We start from the raw sequence: 16,466 nt of genomic DNA, 5'->3' as shown, positions 1-16,466 counted from the left end.
TCACGAAACAAACTTCACAAAGCTTACCATGCCTCCCTTAGATCCAGTTCAAGCCGGGGATGGGCGGCAGGTGCAGCGGGGGCTGTTGGCAGGATTGGGGGCTGAAACAGAACAGCGGCACCGGGCTAGAGCGAAACCACATGCGGGCGTAAAATCCGCTTGGGCTGAGGGGCAGGCCAAGCCAAACGGGGAAAAAGAAGACAAAGGACGCCAAAACCAAGGCCACCGCCGTGATGCTCGCCCCGCGCCAAAAGCGGCGATAGCTCTGCCAGCCCAGCAGCACCAACCAAGCCAGGGCTAGGGTGCTAAACGCCAGGGCGCTCATGTAGTGGTAGATAAAAACGCAGCGGCTGACCCTAAACCAAGGCAGGTAATTGGCCGCATAGCCGATCAAAATGAAGGCTTCGAGACCGTGAAAGCGGCGGATCCCTCGCCAGACGAGCACCAAGATGGATCCCGTCCCCAGCCACCACAGCCAAGGATTGCCCACGCCATGAACAGCTTGCCAGAGGTTGCCCTGACTGCTGAAGTAGTAGGCCACGGGGCGGCCCAGAATTGGCCAGGACCAAGCTCCTGCCGAGGCCAAGGGCGTAGTCAGCCAAGGACGCAAAGCCGGGAACCAAGCCACCAGGGATCGCAAGCTGGTGGAGCAGTAGGGGTGAACAGGGGTCTCTTCGTTCACCACCAGGTGGGCTGCCATGTGGCCGCCGTAGATGGATTGGTTGATGAGCACCAGGGAGCGGAAATAATTCTGGATGCCCGTCCAGCTCCAATCCAGAGTTAGTCCCTGTTGGGGATTCAGCTGCAGGTGCGGGATCCACTGAATGGCATAAAAGGCCAGCGGAGCGAGGACGAAGCAAAACACATAGTGCCACCAGCGCAGATGACGAATCTGGATCAAAATGCCCAACCGTGGGATCCACTGCGGGCGCAGCCAGACCACCCCCCAGACGAGGATCCCCAACAGAGCAAACATGAAGGCAAACCAGAGGCCATTCCACTTCACCGAAGCTGCCGCCCCCAACAGGATCCCGGAGCAAGCAAAGTGAGCAGCCCGCCGCCAACCTTGGCCTTCTAGACCTCTGAGCAACAGAATGGTCGCCGCCAGCCCAAAGGCTACCAGATACACGTTGATCAAGCCAAAGCGGGATTCCACCAGAAACACCCCATCGGTCAGCAGCAAAACCCCGCTCAACAGAGCAAAGCCCACGTGGTAGGTGAGGCGGTAGGCTAAACCGGTCAGCAACAGAGGGATCAGGGATCCGCAAAAAGCAGTGGCGAAGCGGAATCCCCACTCGTTGCGGCCAAACACCTGAATGCTAAGGGCAATGAAGTACTTGCCCAAGGGGGGATGCACATCGTAAAAAGGCTTGCCATCCAGGTAGTTCTGGGCAAACTCCGGGAAGTACACCTCATCGAACACAGGTGCCGGGAACTCGTCCAGCCGCCACAGGCGCAACCCCAGACCCACCAGAAAGATCCCCAGCGCTCCCCATACCAGCCACTGTCGGGATCCCACAGCACTGTGCGGGGATCCGAGGATGGGCACAGCTAGCAGCAAGCTGCCCTGAGACCGCTCCGGCCCGGGGTCAATGGGGGTTGGCTCTCCAGTCATGGATAGGGCACTCTCAACACTCCGGCGAGGATCCCCAGGGATCCCCAGTGTTACTTTAGCCGACCGTGAAAGCCTAAGCGATTCCAAAGCAAACCACTGCTAGACTGTAGAATTGAATACAAAGTTGGCCAACTTCTGGCCAGTACCCTGTCTGCGCTGGCGCTCCTGAGAGCGGGCGTTTGACGTTCGGTCATCTCAGTGGGGAGGAGACACCGTGGCGACTGGTGGATATGCGTTGGTGGACAGCCTGCACCGGCATGGGGTGCAACACATCTTTGGCTATCCGGGGGGAGCCATCCTCCCCATCTACGACGAGCTGTACAAAGCCGAGTCTCAGGGGCTGCTCAAACATTACCTGGTACGCCACGAACAAGCGGCTGCCCACGCCGCCGACGGATATGCTCGCGCCACTGGCAAGGTGGGGGTGTGTTTTGCTACCTCTGGCCCAGGGGCGACCAACCTGGTGACGGGCATCGCCAACGCCATGATGGACTCTGTACCCATGGTGGTCATCACTGGGCAGGTACCTCGCCATCTGATTGGCACCGACGGCTTCCAGGAGACGGACATCTTTGGCATCACCCTGCCCATTGTGAAGCACTCCTACGTGGTACGGGATCCGCGCCAAATGTCTCGGATCGTGGCGGAGGCTTTTCACATTGCCGGGACAGGGCGGCCCGGGCCGGTGCTGATCGACATCCCCAAAGATGTGGGCATGGAAGAGTTTGACTATCAACCCGTCAGCGAGATCAACATCCCCGGCTACAAGCCCACCGTGCGTGGCAACCCACGGCAAATCCACACAGCGGCCAAGCTGATCCTGCAGGCCAAGCGGCCCTTGCTGTATGTGGGAGGTGGGGCGATCATCTCCGGTGCCCACGCCGAAATTGCCGAGCTGGCCCACACCTATCGGATCCCGGTAACCACCACCCTCATGGGCAAAGGGGCTTTCGATGAGAACGATCCCCTGTCGGTGGGGATGCTGGGCATGCACGGCACGGCCTATGCCAACTTCGCCGTCACCGAGTGCGACCTGCTCATTGCGGTGGGGGCCCGCTTTGACGACCGCGTAACCGGCAAGCTGGACGAATTTGCCAAGCACGCCAAAGTCATTCACATCGACATCGACCCAGCCGAGGTGGGCAAAAACCGTGCGCCCGATGTGCCGATTGTAGGGGATGTGCGCACTGTTCTGGTGGAGATGCTGGCTCAACTGAGCAAAATGCCTTCTACTCCAGGCCTAACTCAGGCCTGGCTGGATCGGATCGAGCGCTGGAAGCGGGACTATCCCCTGCAGGTGCCCAGCTACGAAGGCGTGATTGCCCCCCAACAGGTGATCGATGCCTTTCGTCGTCATGCTCCCCACGCCTACTACACCACCGATGTTGGCCAGCATCAGATGTGGGCGGCGCAGTTTCTGCGCAACGGGCCGCGCCAATGGATCTCCAGTTCTGGGCTGGGCACCATGGGCTACGGGTTCCCCGCGGCGATGGGAGTCAAGGTAGCCCTGCCTCACGAAGAAGTCATCTGCATCAGTGGCGATGCCAGCTTCCAGATGAACATGCAAGAGCTGGGCACAGTGGCTCAGTACGGCATTGCCACCAAAGTGGCCATCATCAACAACGGCTGGCAGGGCATGGTGCGGCAGTGGCAGCAGGCCTTCCACGGCGAGCGCTACTCCCACTCGGATATGTCTCCCGGAATGCCGGATTTTGTCAAGCTAGCCGAGGCTTTTGGGGTAAAAGGGATCCGCGTCGATCACCCCGATCAACTGGAAGATGCCATCCAGGAGATCCTCAAGCACGAGGGGCCGGTAGTGGCCGACTTTGTGGTCAAGCGGGACGAAAACTGCTACCCGATGGTGCCTGCCGGCAAAGCTAACTATCAGATGATCGGGCTGCCGGAGAAGCGGCAACTGGAACAAGCCGCCGAGCTGATCTACTGCCCCAATTGCGGCACCAAAAACCCCACCCTGCACAAGTTTTGCGCCGAGTGCGGCACCAAGCTCTAGAATCGGTGGCCTGGCCATCCGGCTAGGGAAGGCGGGCCCCAGCAGCAGGGAGTCTTCGGGGATATCGGGGCTACTGAACAAGCCAGATTAAAACGCTCCCTGAGCGCTCTGCGAGGCCAACACGAGCGACTCCTGCCCCTTTCCCAAAAGGAGAGGAAGGTTGGGATCAGCGCAACGAACGGAGGATCCCTCCTGCCCTGGGGTAGTTCGATCCCCTCAAGGAGGGTAGCCGGAAACTTCTGCCTCTGGTGTCTCTGGCGGTCGGAAGCAGGCACCCTCCAGACCTGCCCAACCGGCTTAGAGGGGTCGGTAAACCCGGTAGTTGATATTGGGGAAGATGTTGTCCATGTATTCCACCTTGGCCAGCCACTGCTCCTCTTCAGGGGTGGCTTTTTCTCGCCGAAACTGACCCTCTTTGATCTTCTCGTAGAGGTGGTTGAAGCGCAGCAGATGGGACTTGGTGCGGCGCACTGCATAGGGAACCATCGTCCCTGTGCGCATGATAAAAGCCCAGTCAGACGATTGAGCCAGTAGCAATTCTCGCGCCGCCTGGTTCAAGGCCCGCCATTCTAGGTCATCGGCAGGCTCGCGACGGCTCAGCTCGATCATCCGCTCGGTGGCCTTGTGCAGGTGGGGGTAGATCCAGGCGTTGGTGGGGTTGAGCCAGTACTCGTGGAAGCCGCGCGCCCCCCAACTGGACTGGGCAGGTTTGCACACCTGCTGGGTGGGGTTCTCCCGCAGGTACTCCGCCAGGTGAGTCATGCGGTAGGTGTTTTGGTCGAAGTAGCTCTTGCGGATGAGAAAATCCAAAAACCAAGGGCCCTCGTACCACCAGTGGCCGAACAACTCCGCATCGTAGGGGGCCACCACCAGCGGCGGGCGGCCCATGACGCTGTACAAATATTCGATTTGCCGCTGGCGGTTGAACATAAAGTTGCCCGCATGCTCTGCCGCTTTCTCCCGCGCCCAATAGGGGTCGTAAAGCTGCTTTTGCCCCAGGTCCAGGTTGCGCCCGGTGATGCGGTGGTACTTGATGCCGGTGTTTTTCCGCTGGCCGTTGGGCATGATGTAAGGCTTGATGTACTCGTAGTCGGCCTCATACCCTAGGTCTTTGTAGAACTCGCGGTAAACCGGATCCCCTGGATAGCCCACCTCTGCCGACCACACCTGCTGCGAAGACTCGTGATCCCGCCCGAAAACGGCGACGCCGGTCTCGGTAAAAATGGGGGCGTACATGCCGTAGCGGGGCCGTGGCTTGGCATAGAGAAGACCATGGGCGTCGGTGATCATGTAGCGCAGGCCGGCATCGGCGATCATCCGCTCCAGCCCTTGGTAGTAGGCGCATTCCGGCAGCCAGATCCCCCGCGGCCATTGGCCAAAGTGCTCGTTGTAGTGCTCACAAGCTACAATCAACTGCGCCCAGACTGCCTGCGGGTACATCTGCATCAAGGGCAGGTAGCCGTGGGTAGCCCCACAGGTGATGATCTCCAGGTTGCCGCTGTCTTGAAACTGCTTAAAAGCTCGCACCAGATCCCGGTCGTAGCGCTCCCAGAGATCCCGCACCATGGCAAACTGCTTGATGTAGTGCTCCGCCAGGTAGCGAATGTGGCCGTTGGTGGCGTTTTTGTCGTACTCCAGCTGGGCCAGCTCTTCCAATTTGGTTAGGTAGTGGTCGTAGCGCTCCTGCAGCAAGGGATCCCGCAGCATCGACACCAAGGGCGGCGTCAGGGACATGGTGAAGCGAAAGTCGATGCCATCTCGCTGTAGCCCCTCGAACATGTGCAGCAGCGGCACATAGGTCTCCGTGATGGCTTCGTAGAGCCATTCTTCCTCCAGCACAAAGTCTTGCTCAGGGTGGCGCACAAACGGCAGGTGCGCGTGGAGTACCAAGGCGAGATAACCCATGGCAGCCGGGGATCCTTACAGACAGGGAAAGATAACGGAGCAGACTTACCCTTCTCAGCAGCAAATCTGTAGAGAAGGTTAAGCCCAAGATTGCTACCTATCGTCCAGCATTTCGTCCTTGGGGTCAAGAGCTGGGATCGCTGGGGATCGCTGTTGGGCTCAGCGGTGACGAATGAAGTCGTAGATCTCCAGATACTCCTTGCCAGGATAGTTCCAGGAGTAGTCGTAGCTCATGCCTTGAATCTGCAGTTGACGGAACTGGTCAGGAGCGGTGTACCAAAGGTCGATGGCCCGATCCAGAGCCGACTCCAAAGCAGCTGGATCTGTGTGATAAAAGACGTAGCCGTTGCGTTGCTCGGGCAATTTGTGGGGATCGTAGTCGCGGTCGAAGACGGTATCCACCAGGCCACCCACTCCTCTCACCACCGGAACCGTGCCATACTTCAAGCCAATCATCTGAGTGAGTCCACAGGGTTCGTAGTGGCTGGGCACTACGATGATGTCTGCCCCCGCATAGATAAGGTGGGAAAGTTCTTCGTTAAAGCCCAACTCAATGTGAACATCGGGGTTGTTGTTGAGGTAGCTTTTCTCGTGGGCAAACCAAGCGCCGATCCCTCGCTCCGTAGCGGATCCCAGCAGAACAAATTGGGCATTTTTGAACAGGGAGCGGTAGATGGCATGATGCACCAAATGCACGCCCTTTTGCTCGTCCAATCGCCCGATATAGGCCACGATAGGCTTGTCAACATCCTGCAGTAGCAGCCGATCCCGCAGAGCTTTTTTGTTTTTAGCTTTATTTTCCAGCGTTTGAGCAGTGTAGCGCACGGGGATAAAGCGGTCGATCTCCGGGTTCCAAATGTCGTAATCGATGCCATTCAAAACGCCGCGAAACTTGTGCCGGTGCAAGTAGAGGGTATGGCCAAGTCCATAGCCGTAGTCGCCAAATTGCACCTCCAGCGCGTGATTGGGAGAGACCGTAGTGACAAAGTTGGAAAAAACAATTCCCCCCTTCATAAAGTTGAGAGAAAAGGGGTTGAAGTTATCGCGCAAACGGTCGTAGTGGAAGTAGTAGGGTTCGCGGTTGAGGCCGGTAGCCCAAAGAATCTCTGGGCCGCCAAAGCCTTGGTGTTTGAAGTTGTGAATGGTGTAGCACACCCGCTGGTTTCCCATGCCGTGGTACTTGTAAATCTCGAACAGCAGCACCGGTACCAACCCTGTCTGCCAGTCGTGGCAATGGATGATGTCGGGGCGCTTGTTGCTTTGTAGGAGAAACTCTAGAGCCGCCTTGCTGAAAAAAGCAAAACGCATGTTGTCATCCGGGCAGCCGTAATAACACCCGCGATTGAAGAAGTTATCGCCCGAGTGGGGCTCAATAAAAAAGCAAAGGCGGCCATGCACCCAGCCGCAGTACACCGAGCAGTGAATGGCTCCCCCGTACCAGGGCACCCAGAGATCGCGATAGGCGTCGTGCAAACCCCAGATCTGGTCGTAGCGCATCGTGTCGTACTTGGGCAAAACCAGCTCGACACAGTGGCCCCGCACCTCCAGCTCGCGGCTGAGGCCGTACACCACATCCCCCAGTCCCCCCGCCTTGATAACCGGGGCGCATTCAGACGCAATCTGCACGATGTACATTTCGAGACCTCCCGTAGCACCGCCTTAGCTTTCTTTACAAACGATAATCTTTTTGGCCTCGACAGAACATCCCTCCCAATGGCAAGGGATCCCCACAATTAGGGATCCTCACTTTAGATAACCTCTGGGCAGACTGGGTTCAGGCTCAAGCGGCGCCATTTGCTCAGGAACCTGATCTACGGGAGCAGCTCTCTACGGAATTAGGGTCATTTGATTCAAACTAGGGCCCTGCACCCCCACTCAAAACGTTGGTCGCGTCAGCGTTGCGGAGCGATAATGCACAAGGCCAGAAGGCTTTTCTCAATAGCCCAGGCGTCTTACCCTAACCTGAAACGGCTATGAACGGTTGACCCCGGCATATGGGCACCGTTCTTCGATCCGAGTGTGCAGCTCATCTTCCGAGAAAGCAGCAACCGAAGTACCCTGTTTAGGATCTAGGCATGCCAGAGAACGGGGCCGGATGGATCCCGGCTTTGCCAAACCAGAACGTTTTTCACATGGGATCCATGAGCACCGTTCCTCAGGCAGGGATCCCTCAAGGTCACTAGCTTCAATACCACTGCTGAGCGTAAAGGCGCTGCACCAAATAAAACACGAATAGGTTGACATCCACGCGCCGCTCGTCGATCATAAAAGACTCGATGGTGCTGGCCGGGGATCCTTCGGTGGTACAGCGGAAGAACTTGCGGCCATTCAAGGATCCCTCAGCAAACAGCACGCTAAATTGCTTCTTGCCTCCTGCAAACGCGCCGACCAGCGTCTTGCCTTCCAGGCGCAGCTCCAGATCGCTGACTCCGCGCTTTTGAAAAGCCGCAATGGCTGCCGGGATCACCTCTTCCGTGATCTGTTGCTCGAAGGGCTTTTCTTCCTTAGCAACTTTTTTCGCAGCGGCTTTGGGGGAATCCTCAGCAGCAGGCTTGGCAGCTTCAGCGGGTTTCTCGGCAGCAGCGGCCTCGGGGGTGGGTTCTCCAGACATGGGGAAACGCTCCGACAATCAGATGGGTAAAAGCCTTAGATGCAGAACAATCAAAAACTCTGTCCAGAACCGGCAAAGAGCTAGCCCTTGGGGATGTATTGGCCGACAATTTCTTCAGCAGGGATCTGGGGAAAGCCCATGCTGAAGTTGGGGGCACGCCCCTGCAGGTTGTAGGCGATCTCCCCTTGCTTGAGCAGGGAGCGGATGAAATGTTCCAGGTCAGACCCAATGCGGCGGATATTGTACTCGGTCAAGTCTCGCCCCCGGTATTCTTCCACCAACTCTTCGAAACGGGCATAGACCTTTTGCAGGGCAGCATCAGTCCAGACCAGCTCGTTGTCCGGATCCACATCGAGGGTAAACAGGTCGTCGCGGGGCACGAAGTTGTTGTCTGCAGTAACTTCACCGGCAAAAATGTGGACGTGGCGAGTGGTGCATTTCAGCATTGCGATGGCTCCGCTCCGGATCTAACCTGATAAACAGCGTATCACTACCTAGCGCTTGTGGGGGATCCGCTATTTGCCCTCGACTTGTTCCGGCCCTCTCTATGTCTGCTGTTAATGTCTGCTGTTATTCCCCAACTGGAACGCCTGCACATAGAGGTGACCAACGTTTGCAACTTTAAGTGCGAGTTTTGTCCAGATGGGATCATGCAACGGCGGCGGGGGCACATGGAGCCCGCTCTGCTGGAGCAGATTTTGGAGGAAGTAGCGGCAACAGGGCTGGCCCGCGTGATGGCTTTTCACCTGATGGGGGAGCCGCTGCTCTACCCATACCTTTTCGAGGGTATTCGCAGGGCCGCTGAGCTTGGCCTTCGCCTGCACCTGACCAGCAACGGCAGCACCTTTGCCCTCTGGCCGGAGCACATTGAAAAGCTGAACCGCAGCCCCTTTGCTAAGCTAACCATTTCCCTGCAAACTCCCGATCCAGTCACCTTCAGCATTCGCGGAGCACCTCCCCGCCTCACGCCGGAGCGCTACTTTGCTGGGATTACCCAATTTCTGCAGGTGCACTTGCGCTCCTCCAGCCCTACGCAGGTGCATCTCAAATTCCTGGATACTAGCCCCCACCCGTTTTTGGTGCCGCATAAGGCTCTTTCGGTGATCGATTCTGCACAGCAGATGCGCGCTCAGCTCTCGGCTTGGGCCAGACGAGCTTTGCAAGGGATCCCGGATGCACCGGCTCTCGATTGGGTAGAAGCCCAGATTGCTACTTACCGACCGGGCCGCTGGCAGCAGATCCGCATCCATCCCCGCTTGGTTTTGGAAACGTTTCCCTTGGACAGTTGGGGCAACGTGGAGACAGACCGGGTAATCCCAGCTCGCTGGGGATACTGCAATGGCGCTTCCGGTCAGGCGGGGATCCTCTACGACGGCACGGTGGTGCCCTGTTGCAAGGACTATGAAGGGCAAATCCCGCTGGGGCAAGTGACGCTGGGGGGATCCCTGGCCGAGATTTTGCGGGGCCAACCGGCCTGTGCGCTGCGGCGGGGGTTCAATCGTCTGCAGGTGAACCATCCCGTTTGCCAGCGCTGTATGGGTGGAGACACTTGCATCAAAGCCTTGGCCAGACAAGTGGGTTCCGTTGTCTACTTCAAGGTGTATCGGCCTTGGAAACAGAGGCTGGATCCCGGTTGGGGACAAGTGTAGACAGTTTCGGGAAAAGTCAACGCCCCACAGCAGCGGTTTCCCTGCCGTGGGCATAGCAACAACGTGACTTTCTTTCGTGATTTCTTCTAAGGGGCTCAAGCCTTGGGAGGGAGTTCCAAGGCCAGCGGCCCCAGCAAGCCCTTGCGGTAGTCGTTGAGAACTTGCCGTGCCGCCCGCTGGGGATCCCCTTGATACCGCCGCTCGGCCAACTCCTGCACTGCGGCACCACCGGGAGGGATCGGATCCGGCCAACCGTAGCGCTTTTGCAAGAGAGATCCGGCTTGGGGCTGCACCCTCAGCACTTGATCCAAAAAGTGGGCCGCCACCCGTTCGGGATCGTAGGCCGCTTCGCCGATGTCATCGCAGATGGCCAATAGAGAGGCCGCCTGTTGATCCGGCAGAGAGGGCGGTAGGATGCCCGGCGAGTCCAACAGATCCAACTCTCCCCCCAGCCGCACCCACCGCAGTTGCCGCGTCACCCCAGGACGTGCTGCGCTCTCAGCTGCCCGCCGCCCCAACAGTCGATTCAGCAAAGCAGATTTGCCCACATTGGGAAAGCCCACCACCACCGCCCGAACGGCCCGCGGTCGCATTCCCCGCTGTTGACGCCGCATATTGACCGATTGCCCCAGTTGCAAGACCGCCTGCTTGAGGCGATTCACCCCTTCTCCTGAGCGGCCATTGGTGGGATAGACAGGGATCCCTTGCCGTAAAAAATACTCCTGCCAAGCTTTCAGATCCCCAGCCTCAATGCAGTCCGCCCTGTTCAGAGCCAGGAGGCGAGGTTTTTCCCCCAGCCACCGGCCCAGCTCAGGATGACGACTGGCCAACGGGATCCGCGCATCCAACACCTCGATGACTGCATCCACCCGCTGCAACTCTTCCCGCAACTGGCCAATTGCCTTGGCAATATGGCCGGGATACCACTGGATGGCCGGAGAACTCATGCCGCCAGAACCCTAGAAGTGGACAGCAGAAATCAACAGTGGGATCCAATCTAGCCCGATTCCCCAAAAGAGGCTCGACCTGCCGGCTGAAGTAGCCAATAATACAACGTGAGTGCCGCTGGGATCCCTTTCCTGGGCAACCTAATGTTTAACCAACGGGGGTGCGGGGGCAACAAGCCCCGCGCTCTACCCGCAGGGTTAGCGTCGGGATACATGGATCCCTGCATGCTATACCATTATCTTTTTAGTACCCAGGAATGCTGGGGAAGGGAAACCACCTGTCCAGTTGTTCTGTCGGGGGTCGTAGACCTAGACAAGTGGCGTGGGGTAGGAATACCCAACCGCGAGGTAAAGACTCCATCCCGCTGACGCCAAGGGAAGCCCGCGCTCTGTCCGTAGGACGAGCGCCGGGAGGATGTCACGAATGCTAGGGTCTGTAACAGAGGGGAGCTTGCTCAAGATCGACAGGGATCCTTGGCCAGCCGAGCCAGAGCCTCCAAATCAGCACCCACCACGCGGTTGAGAATCCATTCGGGATGTTGCTGGGCACCCATGCGTCGATAGAACTCTATCGCCGGCTGATTCCAATCCAAAACCATCCACTCCAGCCGCCCATATCCTTTGGCCACCGCCTCCTGAGCCACCCGCGCCAAGAGCGCTTTGCCAATGCCTCTGCCGCGAAACTCCGGCAACACGAACAGATCCTCAAGGTAAATCCCCGGTCGGGTCAGGAACGTGGAAAAATTGCGGAAGTAGAGGGCAAATCCCACCGCTTGCCCCTCCACTTCTGCCAACAACGCCGAGGCCAAAGCCTCTGGGCCAAACAAATAGTGGCGCAACAGATCAGCGGATCCCGTTACCAGGTGGCTCAGCTTCTCGTACTCGGCCAAGGCGCAGATGAGGTCAAACAAAACGGGCACATCTAAGGCGGTGGCAGGACGGATTTCCATACTTTTGCCTGGCTTCACAACCAATTCCTTGAATTTCCTGAGATACCGGCACGAGAACAGACCACAGTTTATTCTTGTTGTGGACAGAACGCCCAGGCAGCATCTTTTGGACGCGCAGCGTGGTGGGGGCAGCGGCAGGGGCCCAGAGGACTCACCGCACAAGGCAGGTAGGGTGACCGAGAAAAGTAACGGCAGAAGGGATCCCAGGCCGAGTCAGAAAAGAGAGTTGGCATGGCCCGGCGCTCGTCCCCGATTGAGAGGCGGCGGGATCCCCTCTTTTCCAGCAGAGGGATCAACTGAGCCCAGAACGTTAGCCCCAACCACAAGCCAACTCCCACTCAGCGCTTGCACAATTGCCCTCCCCCGTCGGCCAACAGCGTTGTCTTCCAACCAGAATCAGCCTCGGCCAGCCTGCTTGCCCAGGACTAGCGTGGCAGCCCGTTTTGGAGCTGTCCTTCCCTGCCGGCAAGAACCCGAGAAAAACCGATTAGAGTGAAATATGGACTGACCCGCTGAGCCTTCCGATTCCATGACCACCTCCACCCTTGATGCTGCTGCCATCCTTGAAGCGTTGCGCCCTGTTCAAGATCCGGAGCTGCGCCGCAGCCTGGTGGAACTGAACATGATCCGGGATATTCGCGTCGAGCCTGGGCGAGTGGCCTTTACCCTGGTGCTGACCACGCCGGCCTGCCCTTTGCGAGAATTCATTGTCGAGGAGTGCAAAGCTGCCATCCGCCAGCTGGCCCCCATCGAAGCCATTGATGTTACGGTAACGGCAGAAACCCCCCGTTCCCCTTCCCTGCCGAATCGCCAGTCCATCCCCGGTGTGCGCAACATCATCGCCATTTCCAGCGGCAAGGGGGGAGTGGGCAAAACTTCGGTGTCGGTAAATGTGGCCGTGGCGCTGGCCCAAAGTGGAGCGCGGGTGGGGCTGCTGGATGCCGATATTTACGGTCCCAATGTGCCGCTGATGCTGGGCCTGCAGGATCGGTCTCTGGTTGTGCAAAAACGGGAAGATGGCGGCGAAGACATCTTCCCCTTGGAAAATTACGGCGTCAAGATGGTGTCGATGGGCCTCTTGGTGGGACGGGATCAGCCGGTGATCTGGCGGGGGCCAATGTTAAACGGGGTGATCCGGCAATTTCTCTATCAGGTGCAGTGGGGAGAGTTGGACTACTTGATTGTAGATATGCCCCCCGGCACCGGCGATGCCCAATTGACCCTAGTGCAGGCAGTGCCGCTGGCAGGAGCTGTGATCGTCACCACGCCACAATCGGTGGCCCTGCTGGACAGTCGCAAGGGCTTGAACATGTTTCGGCAGTTGGGGGTGCCCATCCTGGGTATTGTGGAAAACATGAGCTACTTCATCCCGCCCGACCTGCCGGATCGCCAGTACGATATTTTCGGCTCGGAAGGGGGAGAGACCACGGCCCGCGAGCTTGGTGTCCCGCTGCTGGGGCGGATCCCGTTGGAGATTGCCCTGCGCCAAGGGGGGGATGCGGGCCAGCCCATCGTCATCAGCCAGCCTGAGTCAGCCTCGGCCCAGGCGCTGCGGCAAATTGCCAAAACCTTGGCAGGCCGTGTTTCGATGCTGGCTTTGGGGGCAGGCTAGAAGCGCTCGGCTTCCACCAACGAGACCCCGAAGCTGCGTCCCCCCACCACAATCCCCTCTTGGGCCTTGCCGCGCACGGTTACAGTGCTGTTCATGGCCGGTAGGCCCTTGTCGGTGATGACCCAGAGGGAGCCGCTGTTGTCTTGGAGCTCATACACACCCTGGCCGAACACCCCTATCTGGTTTACCACGCGACCGCGGACATACACATCGGTGTAGCGGGAGGGATTTTGCTCTACGGTGGCGATGGGGGTTGTGCCGATGCCCAGCCGCGCCAGTTGCCCACACCCTGCCAGGGCTAAGCTGAGGCCCAGCAGGAGCGCCAGGGATCCGCCGCGGAACGATTGGCCAAGTTGCTGTTTCATGGGTTGCTTCCATTACGAGCACCTGCTCCCACCATAGCAAGCCGGCAGCCGATCCACGGCCAAGTCAGAACTTCTCGCCAATGCCGAAGTGCAGTTGACCTTGGCCGGCTCCACCTTGCCCGATGGCGTAGTCGATGCGCAACGGCCCCAAGGGAGATTGGATGCGAATGCCGACCCCCAGCCCCAAACCACTGCCCGGCTTGTTGCGCACCGCTGCGGGATTGCCGGCCACGGCAGCTCCACTGCCCAGATCAGTGCCGTAGTCGGCGAAAACCACGGCTCCCACCGGGTCAAAAAGGGGGAAACGCAATTCGGCGGTTGCGGTGGCAAAGCTGCGACCGGAACCGATACCCCCCTCAAAAAAGCCCCGCACCGAGTTGCCGCCACCAATGGCAAAAGCATCGTAGGGAGCCAAGTCGCCGATGGTCGTGCCCGCTCGCACATCAAAGGCCAATACCTGCGGTCGCTCGCTGCGGGTTTCAAACAGGTTGACGGGAATGAACTGGCTGTAGCCGGCCTCGAGGCGGTTGGCATTCAAGCCATTTTGAAACAGACGTACCGACTGTTCTGTGGAGATGCGAAAGACCGAGCCCTGGCTGGGGCTGTTGGGGTTGTCGCGGGCGTCGTTGATGAGGCCGAGGCGCAGGGTGGTGTAGCTGTCTTGGCCGCTCTCGCTGAAGGTAATCGGGTTGCCCAGCACATCGAAGCGCTGCTGCTCCCCGTTGCTGTTGCGAGCTTCTACAAATTGGATGCGGGTGCCCAAGCTGGCCCGCCAATTGCCCCCAATCGGGCGAGAGAAAGTCACCCCGCCACCAAGACGGTTGATGCGCACGGGATCCCCATTGGGCAGGGTGAATCCCTCATTGAAGACAAAGCTAGAACTTTGCTGGTTGGAGATGTTGACGTTGTAGGAGGTGGGGATCTCCAGCGTGGCAATCCGCGGGTCGGTGAAGTTTAAGTCGAAGAGGGTTTCGTTGGTGCCCACCTGCACGTTGAAGCTGGCACTTTGGTTGTTGCCGCCCAAGTTTTGTTCGGAGACGTTGAGGCCGGCGAAGACCCCTGTGGCGGAGCTAACGCCGATGGTGCCGCCCAAGGTACCGGTGCGACGTTCTTCCACGTTCACCACCACCACCACCTTGTCGGGATCCTGGCCGGGGTTGAGCCCCACATTCACATCTTGAAACAGGTTGAGATTAAAAACCGCCTGCAGGTCTTCCTGGATTTGGTTGCGGTTAAACACATCCCCCGGCTTGGACTTCAACTCGCGGGTGATGATGAAGTCACGGGTTTTGGTGTTGCCCTGAACGCGAATATCCTCGATCACCCCTTCGGCGATTTCCAGGGTGATGGTGCCGTCTTCAGAGGAGCGCACATCCGTCACTTTGGCCAGCACGTAACCCTTATCGGCGTACCACTGTTCAATCTCGGCCACCGCCGATTGCAGCTCGCCGAAGTTGAGCACCCGCCCTTCCTGGTCGGCAAAGGCGGCCCGCAGCACTTCCGAATCCAGAACTTTCGCCCCTTCCGTGCGCACGGCTTTCAGGATTGGGTTGGGCTTGACCTCAAAGGTGACCCGCACCCCCAAAGGCGTATCGGAAGGCACTGCCCGCACATCGGCAAACAATCCGGTGGCAAACACGGCATTGATGTCTTCCCGCAACTGGGATCGGGTGGAAACCTCGCCGGCGCGGGTGCGGATGACGCTGTAAACCCGGTTGATCAGCTCCGGATCTTCAGTGCCCTCAACCACTACCTCCGCTACCAACACTTCTGGCTCGCCGGCAGTGGGGGGTGGGGTGGGGGAGGGCTGGGCGGGGGTGTCGCCACCGGTGCGCAGGTCGAGGGTGCCGGGCTGAGGAACCGATTGCGCCCAAGCCGGGGATCCCATCAGCAGATCGCTACGCAACGCTCCAGCGAGGGCAAAAGCGGTGCTGAGCACCATCCGGCAGGTGAGAGCTGAAGCCAGCCAAGGGCGAAGTTGCTTGGAACGATTCATGGGGATCCCTCGCACACCAAAAAGCAAGATTGCAAAGCCGGGCCAAGCTTGCGTTAAAACCCTCTGCCGCCCAGCAGCGGACAATTGCCCTGGATTATATCAATCCCCATCCACCCAGATCCGAGCGTGGCCGCGAACCGGATTGCGGACTTGGGCAGTCTGGAGTGCAAAAAGCAGCCTCCCCCGCTCAAGGCAGGCGCAGGGATCCCCTACAGCGCTGGCCGCAAGACCTCGGCTCGACTTCCTCGGCAGCTAGGTTGACTTGGGAGTTGAGGATGACGACGGTGATGGGAGCAGGAGTGGGAGGCAAAGAGCGGCTGCTCCTCCAGCCCCAACTGTCGGCGTACTGTTGTGGGGGAACGTTGGGCAGGATCAGGACGGTGTTTTGCAGGACGTTGCTTTGCAGGGTGGTGGCGTTGCCGTTCAGGATCGCCATCTGCTGGGTGTGGGAAGTCTGAGCCAGGACGGCTGGAGCAAACCCGAAGCCGAGCAGAGCTGCCACTCCGGGGAGGAGGAGTTGGGTGGACAACATCGAGGATTCTCCACAAGACGCCAGGATGCCGACACTTTAGCCTGCTTTGCCCTCCGCTGAGTTGCCGCAAAAAAGCAAAAAAAGCTACGTGATGGGGAGGGATCCCTGCTGGGGACGTACAGCCGCGCGGCCCAGGCCCACAAAAAAGCCTGCAGAGGGTACTCTGTGCAGGCCCGTCTTGCTCGTCTGGATTGTCTTGATGGAGCTGATACATTCACGCTGAACTCTCCTGAACATGGTTCAGGAAAGAAGCGATCGCATCCTGCCTATCTC

At 58.8% G+C, this 16,466-nt stretch carries 14 protein-coding genes; 3 read left to right on the top strand and 11 right to left on the bottom strand.

Annotation, left to right across the window (positions count from 1 at the left end; genetic code table 11):
* Positions 1–37: 37 nt before the first annotated feature.
* Positions 38–1,615, bottom strand: coding sequence for a phospholipid carrier-dependent glycosyltransferase (locus tag NW839_RS03480; protein WP_414351547.1), 1,578 nt, complete (start codon positions 1,613–1,615; stop codon positions 38–40).
* A 214-nt stretch (positions 1,616–1,829) separates the two neighbouring features.
* Here NW839_RS03480 and ilvB point away from each other — a divergent pair, with 214 nt between their 5' ends.
* Positions 1,830–3,626: a biosynthetic-type acetolactate synthase large subunit gene (gene ilvB / locus NW839_RS03475; RefSeq protein ID WP_414351549.1), complete on the top strand. Its 1,797-nt coding sequence runs from the start codon at positions 1,830–1,832 to the stop codon at positions 3,624–3,626.
* Between the two features lie 297 nt (positions 3,627–3,923).
* Here ilvB and NW839_RS03470 read toward each other — a convergent pair whose 3' ends face one another.
* The 4 genes from NW839_RS03470 to NW839_RS03455 all read right to left on the bottom strand — a co-directional run bounded on the left by NW839_RS03470 (position 3,924) and on the right by NW839_RS03455 (position 8,588).
* The gene (locus NW839_RS03470) at positions 3,924–5,531 is read right to left on the bottom strand and encodes a glycoside hydrolase family 57 protein (RefSeq protein WP_414330234.1); all 1,608 of its coding nucleotides are present in this window, start codon (positions 5,529–5,531) and stop codon (positions 3,924–3,926) included.
* A 159-nt stretch (positions 5,532–5,690) separates the two neighbouring features.
* Positions 5,691–7,166 carry a glycogen synthase GlgA gene (gene glgA, locus NW839_RS03465; RefSeq protein ID WP_011432291.1) on the bottom strand — a complete coding sequence of 492 codons (1,476 nt, stop codon included), beginning with the start codon at positions 7,164–7,166 and terminating at the stop codon, positions 5,691–5,693.
* 550 nt (positions 7,167–7,716) lie between these two features.
* Positions 7,717–8,142: a DUF2996 domain-containing protein gene (locus NW839_RS03460; RefSeq protein ID WP_011432290.1), complete on the bottom strand. Its 426-nt coding sequence runs from the start codon at positions 8,140–8,142 to the stop codon at positions 7,717–7,719.
* Positions 8,143–8,222: 80 nt separating this feature from the next.
* Positions 8,223–8,588 (bottom strand): NAD(P)H-quinone oxidoreductase subunit M, encoded by a 366-nt coding sequence (locus NW839_RS03455; RefSeq protein WP_011432289.1) that lies wholly within the window; start codon positions 8,586–8,588, stop codon positions 8,223–8,225.
* Between the two features lie 114 nt (positions 8,589–8,702).
* Between NW839_RS03455 and NW839_RS03450 the strand changes: the two genes are divergently transcribed.
* Positions 8,703–9,791, top strand: coding sequence for a radical SAM/SPASM domain-containing protein (locus tag NW839_RS03450; RefSeq protein ID WP_414330230.1), 1,089 nt, complete (start codon positions 8,703–8,705; stop codon positions 9,789–9,791).
* A gap of 95 nt (positions 9,792–9,886) precedes the next feature.
* Here NW839_RS03450 and ylqF read toward each other — a convergent pair whose 3' ends face one another.
* The 3 genes from ylqF to NW839_RS03435 form a co-directional block, all read right to left on the bottom strand.
* Entirely contained in the window at positions 9,887–10,738 is an 852-nt protein-coding gene (gene ylqF / locus NW839_RS03445; protein ID WP_414343260.1) for a ribosome biogenesis GTPase YlqF, read from the bottom strand.
* Between the two features lie 455 nt (positions 10,739–11,193).
* Positions 11,194–11,688: a GNAT family N-acetyltransferase gene (locus NW839_RS03440; RefSeq protein ID WP_041436262.1), complete on the bottom strand. Its 495-nt coding sequence runs from the start codon at positions 11,686–11,688 to the stop codon at positions 11,194–11,196.
* Positions 11,689–11,756: 68 nt separating this feature from the next.
* Positions 11,757–11,921 carry a DUF6464 family protein gene (locus NW839_RS03435; RefSeq protein ID WP_238376969.1) on the bottom strand — a complete coding sequence of 55 codons (165 nt, stop codon included), beginning with the start codon at positions 11,919–11,921 and terminating at the stop codon, positions 11,757–11,759.
* A 296-nt stretch (positions 11,922–12,217) separates the two neighbouring features.
* Between NW839_RS03435 and NW839_RS03430 the strand changes: the two genes are divergently transcribed.
* Positions 12,218–13,300, top strand: coding sequence for an Mrp/NBP35 family ATP-binding protein (locus tag NW839_RS03430; RefSeq protein ID WP_011432409.1), 1,083 nt, complete (start codon positions 12,218–12,220; stop codon positions 13,298–13,300).
* Here the strand turns inward: NW839_RS03430 and NW839_RS03425 are convergent.
* The 3 genes from NW839_RS03425 to NW839_RS03415 all read right to left on the bottom strand — a co-directional run bounded on the left by NW839_RS03425 (position 13,297) and on the right by NW839_RS03415 (position 16,193).
* The gene (locus tag NW839_RS03425; RefSeq protein WP_414347463.1) at positions 13,297–13,665 is read right to left on the bottom strand and encodes a hypothetical protein; all 369 of its coding nucleotides are present in this window, start codon (positions 13,663–13,665) and stop codon (positions 13,297–13,299) included. The genes NW839_RS03430 and NW839_RS03425 overlap by 4 nt on opposite strands.
* 64 nt (positions 13,666–13,729) lie before the next feature.
* Positions 13,730–15,661 (bottom strand): BamA/TamA family outer membrane protein, encoded by a 1,932-nt coding sequence (locus NW839_RS03420; protein WP_414351550.1) that lies wholly within the window; start codon positions 15,659–15,661, stop codon positions 13,730–13,732.
* Positions 15,662–15,848: 187 nt separating this feature from the next.
* Entirely contained in the window at positions 15,849–16,193 is a 345-nt protein-coding gene (locus NW839_RS03415) for a hypothetical protein (RefSeq protein WP_011432412.1), read from the bottom strand.
* Between the last annotated feature and the right edge of the window lie 273 nt (positions 16,194–16,466).

The sequence above is a fragment of the Synechococcus sp. R5-15 genome, from assembly GCF_047462035.1.
Taxonomy (GTDB): Bacteria; Cyanobacteriota; Cyanobacteriia; order Thermostichales; family Thermostichaceae; genus Thermostichus.
This window is presented reverse-complemented; position numbering and strand designations above follow the sequence as displayed.

Excerpts from the sequence above, each read along its gene's own strand:
- NW839_RS03470 (WP_414330234.1), bottom strand. The coding sequence starts at position 5,531 with ATGGGTTATCTCGCCTTGGTACTCCACGCGCACCTGCCGTTTGTGCGC.
- NW839_RS03435 (WP_238376969.1), bottom strand. The coding sequence starts at position 11,921 with ATGCCAACTCTCTTTTCTGACTCGGCCTGGGATCCCTTCTGCCGTTAC.
- NW839_RS03460 (WP_011432290.1), bottom strand. The coding sequence starts at position 8,142 with ATGTCTGGAGAACCCACCCCCGAGGCCGCTGCTGCCGAGAAACCCGCT.
- NW839_RS03450 (WP_414330230.1), top strand. The coding sequence starts at position 8,703 with ATGTCTGCTGTTATTCCCCAACTGGAACGCCTGCACATAGAGGTGACC.
- NW839_RS03415 (WP_011432412.1), bottom strand. The coding sequence starts at position 16,193 with ATGTTGTCCACCCAACTCCTCCTCCCCGGAGTGGCAGCTCTGCTCGGC.
- glgA (WP_011432291.1), bottom strand. The coding sequence starts at position 7,166 with ATGTACATCGTGCAGATTGCGTCTGAATGCGCCCCGGTTATCAAGGCG.
- NW839_RS03480 (WP_414351547.1), bottom strand. The coding sequence starts at position 1,615 with ATGACTGGAGAGCCAACCCCCATTGACCCCGGGCCGGAGCGGTCTCAG.
- ylqF (WP_414343260.1), bottom strand. The coding sequence starts at position 10,738 with ATGAGTTCTCCGGCCATCCAGTGGTATCCCGGCCATATTGCCAAGGCA.
- NW839_RS03440 (WP_041436262.1), bottom strand. The coding sequence starts at position 11,688 with ATGGAAATCCGTCCTGCCACCGCCTTAGATGTGCCCGTTTTGTTTGAC.
- NW839_RS03420 (WP_414351550.1), bottom strand. The coding sequence starts at position 15,661 with ATGAATCGTTCCAAGCAACTTCGCCCTTGGCTGGCTTCAGCTCTCACC.
- NW839_RS03430 (WP_011432409.1), top strand. The coding sequence starts at position 12,218 with ATGACCACCTCCACCCTTGATGCTGCTGCCATCCTTGAAGCGTTGCGC.
- NW839_RS03455 (WP_011432289.1), bottom strand. The coding sequence starts at position 8,588 with ATGCTGAAATGCACCACTCGCCACGTCCACATTTTTGCCGGTGAAGTT.
- NW839_RS03425 (WP_414347463.1), bottom strand. The coding sequence starts at position 13,665 with ATGAAACAGCAACTTGGCCAATCGTTCCGCGGCGGATCCCTGGCGCTC.